This is a genomic window from Parapedobacter flavus (assembly GCF_035818675.1).
Taxonomy (GTDB): Bacteria; Bacteroidota; Bacteroidia; order Sphingobacteriales; family Sphingobacteriaceae; genus Parapedobacter; species Parapedobacter flavus.
The window spans coordinates 17,741-32,838 of record NZ_JAYKZZ010000006.1 but is presented as its reverse complement, the minus strand read 5'-3'; the positions used below and the strand labels follow the sequence as shown (position 1 = coordinate 32,838).

The 15,098-nt window shown below is 50.8% G+C and carries 12 protein-coding genes; 8 read left to right on the top strand and 4 right to left on the bottom strand.

Annotation, left to right across the window (positions count from 1 at the left end; genetic code table 11):
- Nucleotides 1-13 precede the first annotated feature (13 nt).
- From U9S71_RS05885 to U9S71_RS05850, 8 genes are all read left to right on the top strand, one after another.
- The gene (locus U9S71_RS05885; RefSeq protein WP_326325964.1) at nt 14-1,762 is read left to right on the top strand and encodes a RagB/SusD family nutrient uptake outer membrane protein; all 1,749 of its coding nucleotides are present in this window, start codon (nt 14-16) and stop codon (nt 1,760-1,762) included.
- A 33-nt stretch (nt 1,763-1,795) separates the two neighbouring features.
- A complete protein-coding gene (locus U9S71_RS05880; RefSeq protein WP_326325962.1) occupies nt 1,796-4,567 on the top strand; it encodes a SusC/RagA family TonB-linked outer membrane protein in 2,772 nt (923 codons plus the stop codon).
- A 43-nt stretch (nt 4,568-4,610) separates the two neighbouring features.
- Nucleotides 4,611-6,317 carry a RagB/SusD family nutrient uptake outer membrane protein gene (locus U9S71_RS05875; protein ID WP_326325961.1) on the top strand — a complete coding sequence of 569 codons (1,707 nt, stop codon included), beginning with the start codon at nt 4,611-4,613 and terminating at the stop codon, nt 6,315-6,317.
- Between the two features lie 26 nt (nt 6,318-6,343).
- Complete coding sequence (locus U9S71_RS05870) at nt 6,344-6,925, top strand: DUF1735 domain-containing protein (protein WP_326325959.1); 582 nt, start codon at nt 6,344-6,346, stop codon at nt 6,923-6,925.
- Nucleotides 6,922-8,088, top strand: coding sequence for a purple acid phosphatase family protein (locus U9S71_RS05865; RefSeq protein WP_326325957.1), 1,167 nt, complete (start codon nt 6,922-6,924; stop codon nt 8,086-8,088). The genes U9S71_RS05870 and U9S71_RS05865 overlap by 4 nt, the downstream gene beginning before the upstream one ends.
- A gap of 1 nt (nt 8,089) precedes the next feature.
- Nucleotides 8,090-9,529 (top strand): metallophosphoesterase family protein, encoded by a 1,440-nt coding sequence (locus U9S71_RS05860; protein ID WP_326325955.1) that lies wholly within the window; start codon nt 8,090-8,092, stop codon nt 9,527-9,529.
- Complete coding sequence (locus U9S71_RS05855) at nt 9,526-11,343, top strand: cellulase family glycosylhydrolase (protein ID WP_326325953.1); 1,818 nt, start codon at nt 9,526-9,528, stop codon at nt 11,341-11,343. The genes U9S71_RS05860 and U9S71_RS05855 overlap by 4 nt, the downstream gene beginning before the upstream one ends.
- 423 nt (nt 11,344-11,766) lie before the next feature.
- On the top strand, nt 11,767-11,967 hold the full coding sequence (locus U9S71_RS05850; protein WP_326325951.1) for a hypothetical protein: 201 nt from the start codon (nt 11,767-11,769) through the stop codon (nt 11,965-11,967).
- Nucleotides 11,968-11,990: 23 nt separating this feature from the next.
- Here U9S71_RS05850 and U9S71_RS05845 read toward each other — a convergent pair whose 3' ends face one another.
- The 4 genes from U9S71_RS05845 to U9S71_RS05830 form a co-directional block, all read right to left on the bottom strand.
- Nucleotides 11,991-12,371, bottom strand: coding sequence for a FecR family protein (locus tag U9S71_RS05845; RefSeq protein ID WP_326325950.1), 381 nt, complete (start codon nt 12,369-12,371; stop codon nt 11,991-11,993).
- 290 nt (nt 12,372-12,661) lie between these two features.
- Nucleotides 12,662-13,609 (bottom strand): hypothetical protein, encoded by a 948-nt coding sequence (locus U9S71_RS05840; RefSeq protein ID WP_326325948.1) that lies wholly within the window; start codon nt 13,607-13,609, stop codon nt 12,662-12,664.
- A 563-nt stretch (nt 13,610-14,172) separates the two neighbouring features.
- Nucleotides 14,173-14,487 carry a hypothetical protein gene (locus tag U9S71_RS05835; protein ID WP_326325946.1) on the bottom strand — a complete coding sequence of 105 codons (315 nt, stop codon included), beginning with the start codon at nt 14,485-14,487 and terminating at the stop codon, nt 14,173-14,175.
- 120 nt (nt 14,488-14,607) lie between these two features.
- Entirely contained in the window at nt 14,608-15,021 is a 414-nt protein-coding gene (locus U9S71_RS05830) for a hypothetical protein (protein WP_326325944.1), read from the bottom strand.
- Nucleotides 15,022-15,098 lie beyond the last annotated feature (77 nt).

Below are 15,098 nucleotides of genomic sequence, written 5' to 3'. Positions count from 1 at the left end.
CAAGAAAACTGAAATGAGATATTTACCCATACTCGTCGGATTCATGACGCTTATCTCCACGTTTTTCTCTTGTGAGAACAACCTGACAGATTTTTTAGATAAACCGCCGGGCGTCGACGTCAACGAAGATACGATCTTTTCTTCCCAAACGCAGGTGGAAACCTTTATTGCGGGATTGTACCGCGAAGGTGTACATTCCATGCTATCCATTAATGAAGGCACCGGCGGGCCCACCGCAATTACCGGCCATTCCGGCAGTGACCGTTTTTCGTTCGTAGGCATCACGGATGAAGGCGAGCTGAGCGTAACGTGGGGCGAGAGCCGGCATTGGAATAGCGGCAGCATTACGGCAACCAATATCACTTACACGGATTTACGGCAGTACCTCAGATGGGCGGTCATCAGGAGGGCCAACATCCTCCTCGAACGCATCGCTGCGGTTCCCGGGGTAGATCAGACATACATCGACCAAGTAACGGGCGAGGCGCTGGCCATCCGAGCCATGAATTACTACGAAATGCTGAAGCGCTACGGGGGAGTACCCATTATTGAGCGGCGGTTAACCACACAAGATTTGCTGGAAAACCCAACCGTCCGCAATACCGTCGAAGAGGTGGTCAATTTCATCGTTGCCGATTGTGACCGTGCCGCGCAGCTGTTACCCGATACCTACCCGTCAAACATGATAGGCAGAGTTACAAAAGGAGTGGCGCTCATGGTGAAAGCGAAAACATTGTTGCATGCGGCGAGCCCGATATTCAACACCGCCACGCCGTACCTACCCTTCGGCGAAAACACCAAACTAATCTGCTATGGCAATGAAGACCCAGCCCGGTGGCAATTGGCCGCCGACGCCGCCAAAGCGGTCATCGATTGGGCACCAACTGCCGGCAAGCACCTGATTACTGACCAAGGCGCTGATAAGAACTATAAATACATGTGGGAGGTTCATGACAATCCCGAAATCATATTAGCCAACAAACGCAAAGGTAGCACGGCGCGGAGCACCTATCCGTGGATCGGCATACTCCCGCCCCGGATATACAGTGGTTATGGCATGAGCGTCTCCTTTACCTTCGTTCGTAAATACGAGAAAAGGGATGGCACACCGCAGACCTGGGATATGAACGGCGGGGACGACCTCATGGAAAAATATGCCGAACTCGACCCCCGGTTTGGACAAACGGTTGCTTATAACGGCGCGCGTTGGAACAACGATATCCCCGTAGTGCATTTATATCAGGGGCACGAGCACGCCACCGATTGTTATGGAGGGCATTGGCAACGTAAATTCGTTCCAGACGCGCTGACCGCATCCACGCCGGCAATTCCTCACAATTATGTTTATCGCTTAGCTGATGCCTATCTGATCTATGCCGAAGCATTGAACGAAGCGCAGGGGCCGGTCCCGGCTGCACATGCAGCGGTAAATACCATCCGTAGCCGCTCAGGGATGCCCAACCTGCCTGCAGGGCTCGACAAGGAAGCCTTCCGAGATCGCGTCCGCAACGAGCGCGCCGTCGAGTTGGCCTTTGAAGACAATCGGTTTTGGGACCTGACACGCTGGCTAACTGCACACGAAGAAGGCGTGATGGATGGCAACATGTGGGGACTACGCATCCACGCCACCGATGATCCTAACACGTTTCGCTACGAACCATACGTTTTTGAGGAAAGGGTTTTTCATCGCTTCATGTACCTCCACGGCTTCCATCGTAACGAGGTGGATAAAGGGTTGTTGATACAGAATCCGGGTTGGTAAATGGAGGTCAGAATTCATTTAGTACATCAAGTTATGAAATTGCTAAAGTTAAGATATAGTTATTGCTTTTTGGGGCTGATTGCCGCGCTGAACATCGCGAACGCCCAGGATACCACAGATACGGTCGTCGAAGAGGTCATTCCGATAGCCTACGGCCAACAACCACGGTGGCTGATAACCGGTTCACAGTCGCACGTCGCTGGCGAGGATCTCGAAAAGACGTTTACCAGCAACCTCGCCACCTCGCTTTATGGCCGCTTAGGGGGGCTTACGGTACAACAGCAGGGAGCCGAGCCCGGGTTGGAATCCCCTGTGTTACTGGGGCGGGGCGTCGCTACATTTGGTCCCGGCAGAGACGTATTGGTGATGGTGGATGGATATGAGAGCACATTTGAACACCTGAGTCCCTACGAAATTGCTTATATCACGTTGCTCAAGGACGCTTCAGCAACCGCGGTCTATGGAACACGCGGCGCCAACGGCGTATTGCTCGTTACGACCAAGCGCGGTGATCAGGGCCCGCTGCAGTTGCAGTTTGCCGTACAAAGCGGGGTACGAAACCCGCTGCGCATGCCGGCATTTTTAGGTTCGTTTGACTATGCCCGGTTGCACAACGAAGCGCGTGAAAATGACGGTTTCGAACCGCTCTACAGCGCTGCCGAGTTGGATGCTTACCGCACGGGTGCTGACCCGTATCGGCACCCCGATGTCGATTGGTACGACGAGGTGCTCCGGACAGCCGCTCCGGCAACGAGCTACAACCTCACCTTTAAGGGTGGCAGCGAAACGGTCCGCTATTTCGGCTTGCTCAATTTGCTGACTGAACAGGGCTTGTATATCAAGTCGGGCGATGCCTCGGAAAACAGTAAAAACAGCCGACTGACGCGTTATAACTTCCGGACCAATATCGACGTCGACATTACGAAGAACATGATGGCCAGCCTAACGCTATCTGGAACGGTGGAAGACAAAGCCAATCCTGCGGCAAACTCCACATCTTCGCTCTTCAATACGTTGGCCATTATCCCGCCAAATGCATTTCCGGTCTATAATCCCAACGGGACGTACGGGGGCAATGCACTTTTCTCCAATCCGTTGGGTGATGTGTTGGAAACAGGTCATTATACATCAAACGGGAGGACCCTGCAGTCTGCCTTTCAATTAGCGCATAAACTCGATATGTTGACCCCCGGCCTTAAAATCGGATCTTCGGTAGCCTTCAATAACTTCTTCCGCAATTACTCCAATAAATTGCGGCAGTATGAACGGTACCTCATGGCTGATAACGGCAGTGATACGGACTATATCCGATTCGGCGAACGGACGTCGTTAGTTGGCGACGAAGGCGGATCAGAGCAATGGCGCAATGTCGTATTCCAGGCCTACCTCGATTACGCGCGCGACCTCGGCCCGCATACCTTACGGGGTATGCTCCGGTATAACCTGGATAACTATGCCCTCCTGGGGCAACAACACCCGTTCAAGCACCTCGGGTTTAGCGGCCGGTTTACCTACGCCAACCAAGCGAAGTACATCGGCGAGTTCTCTTTCGGCTACCTGGGGTCCGAAAATTTCGCCAAAGGCCGCCGGTTCGGCTTCTTCCCCGCGGTATCCGCCGGGTGGGTGTTATCAGAGGAAGCCTTCTTAGCACAAAGCCATGTGGTCGACTTCCTTAAAATCCGGGGGTCTTTCGGCCTAACCGGCAACGACCGGATCGCCGAAGACCGGTTTTTATTCGATAACTATTACCGTTATCCGGCGTCGTATTATTTCGGGACGGACAATAACTCGTCCAGTTCCCTGCAGGAAGGGCCAGCGGCCAACCCTGATATTTCGTGGGAGAAAGACCGCATGGCCAATATCGGGTTTGAGGCCCAGCTGTTTGGTCGATTGGAGTTGATGGCAGACTGGTTCACCAACCGCAGGTATGATATTTTGACATCCGCCAACCGGGTACTGCCCGACCTGTATGGTATCGAATCGCCTTTGCTCAACCGCGGGGTCGTCCGGAACCGGGGCGTGGAGGTCATGGCCAACTATCGTTCCGATCGAAGGCGACCCTTCCAGTTCTCATTGAAAGCTAATTTTTGGTATGCACGCAATCAGGTGGTCGAAATGGCTGAAGACCTCGTCCGGTACGATTATTTGCAGCGCGTGGGCCACCCCATTGGCCAGCCGTTTTTACTGGAGGCGCTCGGGTTGTTCCAAAACGATAACGACATCGCCAACGCGCCGCAGCAACGGTTTGCGACGGTCCAACCAGGCGATGTGCGTTACAAGGATCAAAACCAGGATCAGGTCATTAACGCCGAAGACTACGTGGCCTCGGGCTATACCAACATCCCTGAAATCACCGTGGGCCTGAACCCCACCTTTGCATGGAAGGGTTTTGACGCTTCCTTGTTTTTCCAGGCGGTAACCAATCGGACGGTTTACCGATCGGGGCACTACTATTATGCGTTTCAGAACGACGGTAAAATTTCGGAATTTGCATTAGATCGGTGGACGCCGCAAAATGCCGGGTCAGCCACCTATCCACGGCTCTCCGCGGTAAATAACCTGAATAACTTTCAGCCTTCTTCATTTTGGCAGGTAGACGGCAGTTTCATCAAGCTGCGTAGTGCAGAGGTAGGCTATACCATCGGCGCCGATGTGTTGGCCCGGTGGCACGTAGGAGCCCTACGCATCTTTGCAAATGGCACCAACCTGTTTTCGTTAGATCGGGTGAAATATACCGATCCGGAAACCCTCACCGGTTACCCCGCTATGCGTTCGGTAAGTTTAGGACTGAAACTCAATTTTTAATCACATGCAATCAAGCAAAATCACGATGAAAACCTTACGCGCTATGAAGTCAGGCTTGCTGGGGATGATTGCCCTGCTGCTGTCTGGCGCATGCACTGAATACCTGGAACGCGACATCGTCACGGAGTTGACCGAAGATGACGTCATCTATTCGTACGACTTCGCGCGGTCACGCGTTTCTGCGGTTTATAATGTATTGCGGGCCGGCTTTAACGAGGTCGACAGAGCGCTGCTTGCGTCGGCCGGTGATGAGGCCGAACATACGCTTGAAACGTCGGCGGTGCACCGCTTCAACACGGGCGACTGGGATGCGGTAAATACGCCGGACGATGTATGGGCCCATTATTACCGGGGAATACGGATTGCTAACCAGTTTTTGGCCAAGAGCGACCATATCGACCTGGATCACCTCAAACTCGACCCCAATCCCGCTCAGCAGGAAACCTATCAGGCGCTCCAAGAAGAGATCGCTCGGTGGCAGCATGAAGTTCGCTTTTTACGTACCTTCTTCTTTTTCGAGTTGGTGAAACGGTATGGAGGCGTACCGCTTGTAACCACCGTATATGAGGTAGGCGAAAATCCGAGCCAGATCACACGGCAGTCGCTGGCCGATTGCCTGGATTTCATCGTTGCCGAATGCGACGTCGTCGCCGAGGGGCTACCCGCTGTCCCCGCCTCGGTTGATCTAGGTCGGGCCACGAAGGGCGCCGCGTTAGCGCTGAAAGCACGTGTGCTTCTATTTGCCGCCAGCGATTTGTATAATGACCCCTCCTGGGCAACCGGCTACGCTAATCCCGAACTCATTTCCCTGCCAGCTGGCGACCGGTCGGCACGGTGGGCCGCCGCCGCCGCCGCCGCAAAAGCCGTGATCGACCTTAGCGAAGCGAACTATGCCTTGCACGGCGATTATCAAAGTCTGTTCAGCACATTTAACAGCGCCGAGATCATCTTCGCGCGGCGGGCGGGCGCAAGCAACGAGTTTGAGCGGGCTACCTTCCCGGTTGGATATGATATGGGGCAGAGCGGCACGACACCCTCCCAAAATTTGGTTGATGCTTACGAGGTGAAGGTAGACGAAAATACGGCGGTAGCGTTTGATTGGGATAACCCCGAGCATGCGTCAAATCCATACGCCAACCGCGATCCCCGGCTGGCCATGAGTGTGCTTTACAACCTCGCATGGTTCAAAGACCGGCCTGTGGAGCTCTGGCATGGCGGACTAGACGGAAGCCCGCAAGAACGGGCTTCGCGAACAGGTTATTACCTGCTCAAATACGTGGATCCCAACATCAACCTCCTCACGGGCACCACCAGTGTGCATACCTGGATTTTCATGCGGCTAGCCGAAGTTTACCTCAATTATGCCGAAGCGTTGAACGAATACGATCCTGTGCATCCAGACATCACGCGTTACGTAGACATGGTGCGCTCGCGGAGCGGCGTTGAAATGCCACCGTTGCCCGATGGGCTGTCGCAGGCTGACATGCGCGAACGTATCCGGGGTGAACGGCAGGTAGAACTCGCTTTCGAAGGTCATCGGCTTTGGGATGTGCGCCGGTGGATGATTGCACCGGCCACGTTGGGCGGGGCACTATACGGCGTGAGCGTGCGCAAGGAAGGCGACGAGACCTTCGACTATCAACGTGTCCAGGTTGAACACCGGGCGTTTTCGCCGAAAATGTATTTTTATCCCATTCCACAGCAAGAACTACTCAAAGTAAGCGGCCTCATTCAAAACCCGTTGTGGTAATCGCTGGTCGTTAAAATAAAACTGATATGAACGTACTTCCAACTATCCAGATCCGTATCGCCTTAGGCATATTGCTGATCGCGGCGCTATCCTCCTGCGGCAAGTATCGGGAGGTGGCCGAGTCGGCCTATCCAGACCAAGTGATTTACCTGCCAGCGGCGAAGAGTATCTTCGAGGTTTCCCCTCCAGGGGATACGTACGACGTACCCACGCCAGGACAGCCCGCTAGTTTTCGGGTAGATCAGGAACAGGGCCGTGTTATCATCCCCCTTGGTGTGGTCCGTGGTGGCGTTTCTACAGCTGGCAACATATCCGTAGCGATTAAGTCGCGCCCAGACACCATCGCAGCGCTCATCGAGCGGCAGCAGCTAGACGCTGAGATGCTACCCGCGGATGCTTATTCCATGCCATCCAGTATCGAACTCGCCGACGGCGAAAGCACAGCCATCTTTGAGCTGGCGCTCAGCCTTGCTTACCTCACCGAACGGCCGGGCGAGGCGTTCGCTGTGGCCGTGCAGATTTCCAGCAACGGGCACAAGACCAACCCAGCGCTCGAAACCGCCATCGTGGTTTTTAATTCAAGCTTACTTAACAACGAAACAAGATGATCGCACGCGGCCTTTTATTCCTATTCACCTGGTTAACCATTACGGCGTCGGCTCAGGAGCGTTTTTCCATTACGCATGGCCCGTATATCCAGGCGCTCGATACGACGAGCGTAAACATCCTGTGGACCACCAGTAAACTCGCGATCAGTTGGGTCGAACTGGCCCCTGACGATGGCAGCCACTTTTATCACCGGGAGCGCCCCAAGCATTTCGCCGTAAATGATGGGTTCAAAACCAAAGATACCGTGCATCGGGTTTACCTGGACGGCCTCAAGCCGGGCACGACCTATCGCTACCGGGTATATTCGCAGGAGGTAAAGCGGCATGAGTGGTCAACGGTCGAATACGGCACCATCGTAGCTTCACAGGTATACCGTTCGGCTCCGCTGCGGTTTACCACCCCCAGCCCATTGGAAGAAACCGTCACGTTTGCGGTTATCAACGACATGCACGGCCAAAACGACGTCATGCAACAACTGCTCGAACAAGTCGATTTCGATGCCCATCCGATTGTTTTCTTTAACGGGGACATGGCCGGATTTTTCTTAAGCGAGCAACAGGTTTTCACTGATTTCATGGACACGGGCGTCAAGCAATTTGCTTCGCAATATCCCATGTACTATGCCCGTGGTAATCACGAAACACGCGGCCCATTCGCTGGTCAGTTCAGTCGCTATTTTCCTTCCGTGTCTGGTAAGCCCTATTACTTGGTACGCCGGGGGCCGGTCTGCTTCGTGGTGTTGGACAGCGGGGAAGACAAGCCCGATTCCGATATTGAATATGGCGGTCTCGCAGCATTCGATGATTACCGAGATGAACAGGCAGCATGGCTCGCCGAGGCGCTTACACGCCCCGAGTTTACGACCGCCCCGTATAAAATTGCGATCTGCCACATGCCGCCGTTCAAGGGATGGCATGGGCAGCACGAAGTTATCGACAAATTCGTGCCGCTGCTCAATCAGGCGGGCATCCAACTCATGCTTAGCGGGCACCTACACCGGCATATCAAGCAGCAGCCTGATGAACATCATGCCTTCCCCGTGCTGGTGAACTCCAACAAAGCGCTGGTATCGGCGAAAGGCGACAGTCGCCAACTGCAGTTGACCGTGCTCGACACCGAGGGAAAGCAAGTTGATTCCATCACGTTAAACCCAAGTCATTAGCATGAACCGTTTACTCATTTCCTTTTTTGTCGTATGGATAGGTCTCGTCCGCGTTGACCACCTATACGCGCTCCCTGCCGATTTGCCTGTAGAGCAGGGCATATGGTCGCCCCGGAAGCACCAACCCACATTTGTTGAACCGGGCAAGACATTCACCGTAGAAGTTTTCGCCGATGCCGACCTCGATTCGCTCGGCTGGGTAGCTCAGTTAAGCAACGAGTTCAAAACCTGGGTAAGCCCACATGTCGATGCACAATACACGCAGGTCGATCACGGCACGCGCTCGGGGTGGCAGCTCGTTGTCCACGTACCTGAAAACACATCACCCGAGTTATTGGCACTGCATATCAGCACACCCACGGGCCAACAGATGGTGTCTCCACGTGCCGTGCAGGTTGTACCAAATATAGAAAGCGATTTCTACATCATCCACCAATCCGACCAACACCTTACAGATGATGCCGCCGTCGAGCCGGGCGGTAAGGCCAGCGAAAAGTGGGGCGTTGGTAGTAAACAGGCGCTGGTCTGGCTGGCGCCGGTCATCAACCTGATTAATCCCCGCATGGTGCTGCAGACCGGCGATAATATGCACCTGTATAATGTGGCTGACGACTGGTGCGGCATGGACGAGGCGAAGGTCCGTGTTGATCGCTTTTTTGAAGGATTGGCCGGATTTACCGTCCCCACCGTACTCGCCACCGGTAACCACGACCTGGGGTGGGGCGATTACGTAGACATTCGAGCTTGGCGAGACTATTATACGGCGCATGTTGGGCAGCGGGCATTCTCGTTCCGGATGGGTTCGTTTTATGTCCTCTCAAGCGAGTGGACAGCCAACGAGTTTCTCGATTGGGCCCGTGCTGACTATGCATCCAGTTGGCAAGACCCCAGTGTGCGCTACCGATTGTTGGTTTCACACTTTTATGACGGGCTGGACGGTTGGACCACCGTGGCTACGGCCGAACAGCCTTGTGATCTGCTCTTGGTGGGACACATCCACCGATCGCGCGTGTTACAGGAGAACCCGTACCGGGTACTGTCCGTGGGCACAGCGCAGGACCGGCAGCGGGGAGCGTTCTTTAATTTCAGAAACACCCCGCAGGGCTGGGTTTCCGATCAAGCTTTAGCGCATGCCGAAGGTGTCAATGTGCATCGGCTATTGGGCGATTATGGCGCACCCACAGTGTGGGCTGAATACGAGCATGAGAATACCGGCGGGGCTACCGCCAACCATGTGCAGATTACCAACACGCTTCCGCATGATTTTTATGACGGGCGCGTTCGTTTCGTAATGAAGAGCGGGCAATACACCGTTAGTGGCGGCGAAATTCTTGCCCAATATCCTGCCGATCAAGGCGACCGGACGGTTGTAGTGGTTAGGGTGAATATTACAAAAGAAAGTGAAACCCAAGTTAGTATATCAAAAACATCCACATCATGAAAATGAATCCACTCTGTACCAAGCTAATGGGGGCCGCAATGCTGTTGGTCCTTGGTGGTATGTCATCGTGTGAGCAAATGATGATTGCCGAAAACACGCAAAAGGAACAGCAAAGCCCGTTAATGGCAGGGCAAGAGCTGTTTTATTCAGACTATCCCCATGCGTTTGTATCCAGCGATACCGGTGAGCCTGTATTAATCAATGGGGTGAATATCAAGCGGGGTCCGCACCGGAAAGTAGGTGGGGCATGGGAAACCTCCTACGTCAACGAAGAGATTACGGCGCTCGGAGCATCGGGTTCCCCTACGTTCAACGCGATTCGGATTGCCATGGACTGGCCCTATTTCAACACCGCCCCAGGCGTTTTCGATGCCGCTTCATTCGCGCAGCTAGATCTCCTTATTGATAACGCCATTTCCCAAGGCTTGTATGTCATCTTAGATCCCATCCACGTGCGCGGCCCCGGCGGGGCCTGTAATGAAGATCCTGTTATGGCCGGTGCTCGGTGGAACATTCCGGCTTGGGCATGGTCAGCCGTTGGCGCCCCCGCAAATCCAAGTGGCAGCTGTGGTGACACCAACGAAACCTCAGACCTGATGGACAATGTATTGGCGTTGCAGGCAACTGCTGATTATCTGAAGTATGTACTTACCCGTTATCATGCGTCGACAGCCCGCGGCAAACAGGTAATCGCGGTCGATTTGGTCAACGAGCCACGAGCAGACGGCGCTACGGCACAAGCGCGGTTTAACAAAATCATGGCGGTGTATGCTGATTGGCTGGCCCCAACGGGAACAAAGTCGCTGCGATCGGCCAATCCAGATAAAATTTTAATTGCAGCTGCTTTGCACGGCGATATTTCGTTGGCCGGCATGAACTTATCCGTTTTGCAACAGTCCAATATCGTCTTTACATTTCACGATTATTTTGGGCGCGCATTATCCACTTCCCCAATGTATGGATTAGGCTATTCGGCTAGCGGTTATGCGAGCCAACAAGAGCATATGTATTCGGCCACGCCGACGCCCTATGATCCGTCGACGCTGTCCTACGCCGCGCGTAAGGCCGAACACCGCGCTTACCTGCAGCAGTATCTCGACTGGTTGGGCGCTTACCAATTGCCCTTGTATATCGGTGAGTATGGGATTCTCAATCCCTGCCATGGCGGTGATGCATTGTTCTCACCACAGTACGCGCGTGATACATACGATCTATACGACAACCTGTATGTAGTACACAACGGCGAGTCTGTACCCTTGAAAATGCCACGTACGTGGTGGACCAACGGTTATTGGGACGACATGGCGTTATGGTATCGCAGCGGTACGTGTGGAAGCGTAGGTTCTAAAACCTATTTTCCCTATGCCAAAGATGTCACCGGCGAACTCAATCTGGTTAGCAATCCGGGGTTTGAAGACGACTTTGCGGGGTGGACCGTCTCCGGCGACGTCGCAGTGGAGGATGTACTGGTAAATTCCGCCAACGTCCGCTCGGGCGCTCGGTCGGTGCGCGCCTGGAATTCTACCGCGTATACAGGCAGTGTGCGCAGCGCTTCCGCGTATCCCGCTGCCGGCACATACACCGCGCAGGTATGGTCTCGCGGGGGTGGCACCTTCGGCACCAGACAGTTGCAGGTTTACGTCAATAATGTCTTAGCTGGCCAAGTTTCTATCCCGACCTCTTCAAACTGGACGGTGCACGAAGTATCGGGTATTACTATACCCAGCGGGGCAGCCATCCAGGTGGGCATTGCGCTAAACGCCGCTGCTGGTGCGTGGACACAATTCGATGACTTCTCATTGCGAAAAGATTAACACGGGGATAAACTATCTGCTCAATATCTCCTGACATTAATTGAAATACCATGCCCCGGCCAATGAAAGCCGGGGTATTTTACAAATGGTAATTATATTGCGACTCCCCGCCGGAGGCTATCCAACAATTCCGGAAGAAGCTCACGGAGAATAAGGGGGAGATAGTGATCCAACAAAAGCTGGCCTGGCTTATATCAGAACAACGGCAAAGCAAACTACCGTTACTTCTTTTTCGTATTCAAATCTGAGCGCACTTTTGCCGAGTTGGAAGCCAAGACAGCACGGATTGAAGGCAAAGACGCATAGAAACATCCGATACTTTTCGTAGTTTTGTATATACCGTTGCTCTTCGTCCGTTTTCGAAGCGGTGGCGACGGATGGGAATGTGAGGAAAATGAAAGAGAAATAAAAAAGGAGTATGCTATGGTAACCGAAGCAAGGAAACTATATGTAATCGAAGAATTACTTAAGCTTAATAATGATACCATCTTAAAAGAAGTTGAAGCATTGTTGAAAAAAGCGTCCACACCCCCAAAAACAACCAAATTGTCTGACCGATTTGCCGGCAAGCTTTCTTCTAAGACGGCTAAGCAATTACAAGAACATATTGTCAAAAGCCGGTAGTCTCCGCCTTTCTATTTTCACCCTCACCTCTCCCTACTAGCCGTCGCTGGCCTTAATGGATCGTCCGAATCGCAGAAACTGTACATCCCGTTGGTCCGGATCACCTGCAGGCCTGCCTTAGCAGCAATGGACAGCGCCTCTTCCAGCGGTGCCCGGTAGCAGATCATCGCATCCACGCGCATCGATGCCGGTATGCAGTGGAGATCTTTCACCCTGATGCCATACCAACGGCTCACATCCGCCACGTACTCCCGCAGTGAAGCATTGCGGTACCGACGCGACGCCTTCGTCCAGGCAATCGCCTCATCCGCCTTACCCTTCTTCTCGTAATGCAGCGTCTCGGTTAGGGTACCATTGAGTTCGTAGATCCACCTCACCGTGGCCTCGCCCCCGCGCCGCTCCACCAACTGGTGGAGACCCGTTACTTACAGAGTGACGGGTTTCTCTTTTTTAGCCGTCTTTGGTCACCACATTGTCTATTTAACAACTCTTAACAAATTAATTGCAACAAAATGGGGCCGGCATGCGTTATACAAGTTCATAATTTAGGTTTATAATTGGTTAGTTTTGAAAGCCCCGATCCTCCCGGTTTCGGGGCTTTCTTTCACTTAGAACTATAACTAAATTATTGCCGTGTAAGATAATGGACTCTTCCCTACCATCAATACAATTTTGATATAATGATTTAATGATTTCAATTTGTTTCTCTTGTCTCATCATGCCAGCACGTCAAACAGATATATGTTTCCGAGTCCTCGTCGTCTTCTATCAAGTATTTAACATTTCCCTTGCATCCATCTTGGCCGCAGTCCTCTCTTAGCACTCCAAAATCTGACTGGCATACGATACAACCTAAATTGGTACCAAGAGGATCATTTGGATGCAAAAATGCCCATTTGGAATAGGCTCTCTTTGCTCCTTTACTGGTGGCGATTTCTGATTTTTCGGTACAATATGGGCATAAATAAGGACGTGCAGTAATGTCAATAGAGAAATGTCTCTTTAGCGTCTTTTTGCCTAAAAAGAAATTTAAATACTCCATTCTGTTATAATGTATAATATCTTCCCATTCAACATCTTCATCTTCGTACTGAAATCCTGGGTGTTGATAGAACTTGGAAGATGCCGCTTCCCAAAAACTATCTTTCCCTAGAAGATATGTAAAAGTATCTAATATAAGCGTGAGTATGTACTCAGGGGTCAATTTTTCATTTCCGATACCATGTACTATTCTATTGCGCCTCACACGGACTTCTTCATACAATTGCAAAAATTTTTCGTGTACTTTTTTGGGACCAAGACAAGCATAATATGTTCTCAACAAGTCGTCGCCACCAATAGTATACAATTCTGAAAAATTTTCATCAGCACCTTCGGGTAAGGTTTTCCAATCCCCCCTTTTTTTGTCAATTAAAAGTAGTGGGCTTGTTTTGCAGATTTCGGATTTTAATAACCCTTCAATCCCTTGATGTATTAAGACCAAACCTGACCTCAATATAATTTGATTATATTCCCATATTTTTTCTCTCGGGGTACTGTCGGTAAGTGCGTTGTCGACGCTAACAATGGAGTTGTAAGCTTGAATCAGGCATTCTATTGCGACCTGTTTGTATTCGTTGGCGTTTGGTATGCCTGTTATCATTCCAAGTAGCTTTGTTATGTGAATTTATACAATATTTCAATATTACTTACCATTTGGCAGCGCATTACCCATTTAACATCTCTTAACAATTTCTGGTGTAACAAAGAGGCGTCTTCATGCGTTATATAGGCAGTTAGTAAAATTTGATAAAATTGTCTTTTCATAATTTAGGTTTATAATTGGTTAGTTAGTGAAAGCCCCGATTCTCCCCGTTTCGGGGCTTTCTGTTTTACTGAAGCCTTTTAAGCAAGAGCGGATGATGTTTTGGACTAAGTCGTGTAGACAGAAAACCCATATGACCAAAATTTAGGAAAAATTTTTCGCCGGGTAATATATTGTCCGTATCTTTGCATCAGCTCAGCAACCATGCTGTTTGTTCAGTAGTAAGTGTTGAAGGAGTTTAGATACCGTTTAGCCCTGCTAAGCGGTATTGGCGTTTATATAGGCCTCGTATTCCTTCCTTTTCTTTCTCATCGAGTGTTTATGCTGTATATGGAAAGCAGTCCAGAAGAGCAAATAACCTTTCCGCTTGGTAAGTACCACGATATAATTTTCCGCTTCATTCAATATATGGATTCTTTCGTCCCTGCCGACGGATTTTTCCCAGACTTTTCGCTCAATCGTAAAGTTAAATCGATAATAGCTTTATTTTGTGTTTGAATTTCGGCATCCCTGTCAGTCAGTGTTTCGTTTAAAAGGTCTCTTTCCCTTTTTATTTCTTCTAAGTCTAGTTTTAACCGTGTATTTTCACTTTTAGTCGTATTTATAATTTCGAGTTTGTCTTTTTGAGTACTTGATGCCTGCCCAATGGTCAACAGGATTGCGCCGACACCGCCTAGAAAAATAAGAACTAACGCTATTATGGTAAGTGTATTCATGACCTACTTATTTACGATCAAATTAATTAAAATCCGAATAGTATCCAAGTTCATTGGCTTGGCTTTTGGGTTAATCGATTTATGATTAATTGCGTCACTGCGAGTGACCGTGTTACATTTTCATTCACCAGTTCTTTTCCTACTTTGCTTATTTACCTCCGCTTTCGTTTCGCCATCTACAACAACGAATTCCACCACTACATTTTCCATTATTTTGGAAGGTGTATCATCCGCTTTCATTTTGGGCACTTTCTTATACCGAATAACGACTTGCTCGTCTTTAGGTATTCCATCCGAGAAAAATTCATCAAGACTTTCGAAGCCGAACACTCTTTTCAAAATCCCTATATGCCGTAAATTATACTTTTCTGGTTGGTTTAAAGATTCGCATTTGCCAACAAAGTTTACCGCAAAGCCCATTTTACTACTCAGCATTTCTTGCGACCATCCTCTCTCTTCACGGAATGCTTTTACATTTAATATCAATTCATACTCAATTCGAAAGATAGCTTTGGTCTGATAAATCTCACTCATAATTCAAAAATTAACCCCCGAATATTTGGGGGTTTAAAACATTGTTTTTATCTTTGTCTAGACGATCAGAAATCACG

Coding starts and splice junctions, on each gene's coding strand:
- U9S71_RS05885 (WP_326325964.1), top strand. CDS start 14: ATGAGATATTTACCCATACTCGTCGGATTCATGACGCTTATCTCCACG.
- U9S71_RS05880 (WP_326325962.1), top strand. CDS start 1,796: ATGAAATTGCTAAAGTTAAGATATAGTTATTGCTTTTTGGGGCTGATT.
- U9S71_RS05875 (WP_326325961.1), top strand. CDS start 4,611: ATGAAGTCAGGCTTGCTGGGGATGATTGCCCTGCTGCTGTCTGGCGCA.
- U9S71_RS05870 (WP_326325959.1), top strand. CDS start 6,344: ATGAACGTACTTCCAACTATCCAGATCCGTATCGCCTTAGGCATATTG.
- U9S71_RS05865 (WP_326325957.1), top strand. CDS start 6,922: ATGATCGCACGCGGCCTTTTATTCCTATTCACCTGGTTAACCATTACG.
- U9S71_RS05860 (WP_326325955.1), top strand. CDS start 8,090: ATGAACCGTTTACTCATTTCCTTTTTTGTCGTATGGATAGGTCTCGTC.
- U9S71_RS05855 (WP_326325953.1), top strand. CDS start 9,526: ATGAAAATGAATCCACTCTGTACCAAGCTAATGGGGGCCGCAATGCTG.
- U9S71_RS05850 (WP_326325951.1), top strand. CDS start 11,767: ATGGTAACCGAAGCAAGGAAACTATATGTAATCGAAGAATTACTTAAG.
- U9S71_RS05840 (WP_326325948.1), bottom strand. CDS start 13,609: ATGATAACAGGCATACCAAACGCCAACGAATACAAACAGGTCGCAATA.
- U9S71_RS05835 (WP_326325946.1), bottom strand. CDS start 14,487: ATGAATACACTTACCATAATAGCGTTAGTTCTTATTTTTCTAGGCGGT.
- U9S71_RS05830 (WP_326325944.1), bottom strand. CDS start 15,021: ATGAGTGAGATTTATCAGACCAAAGCTATCTTTCGAATTGAGTATGAA.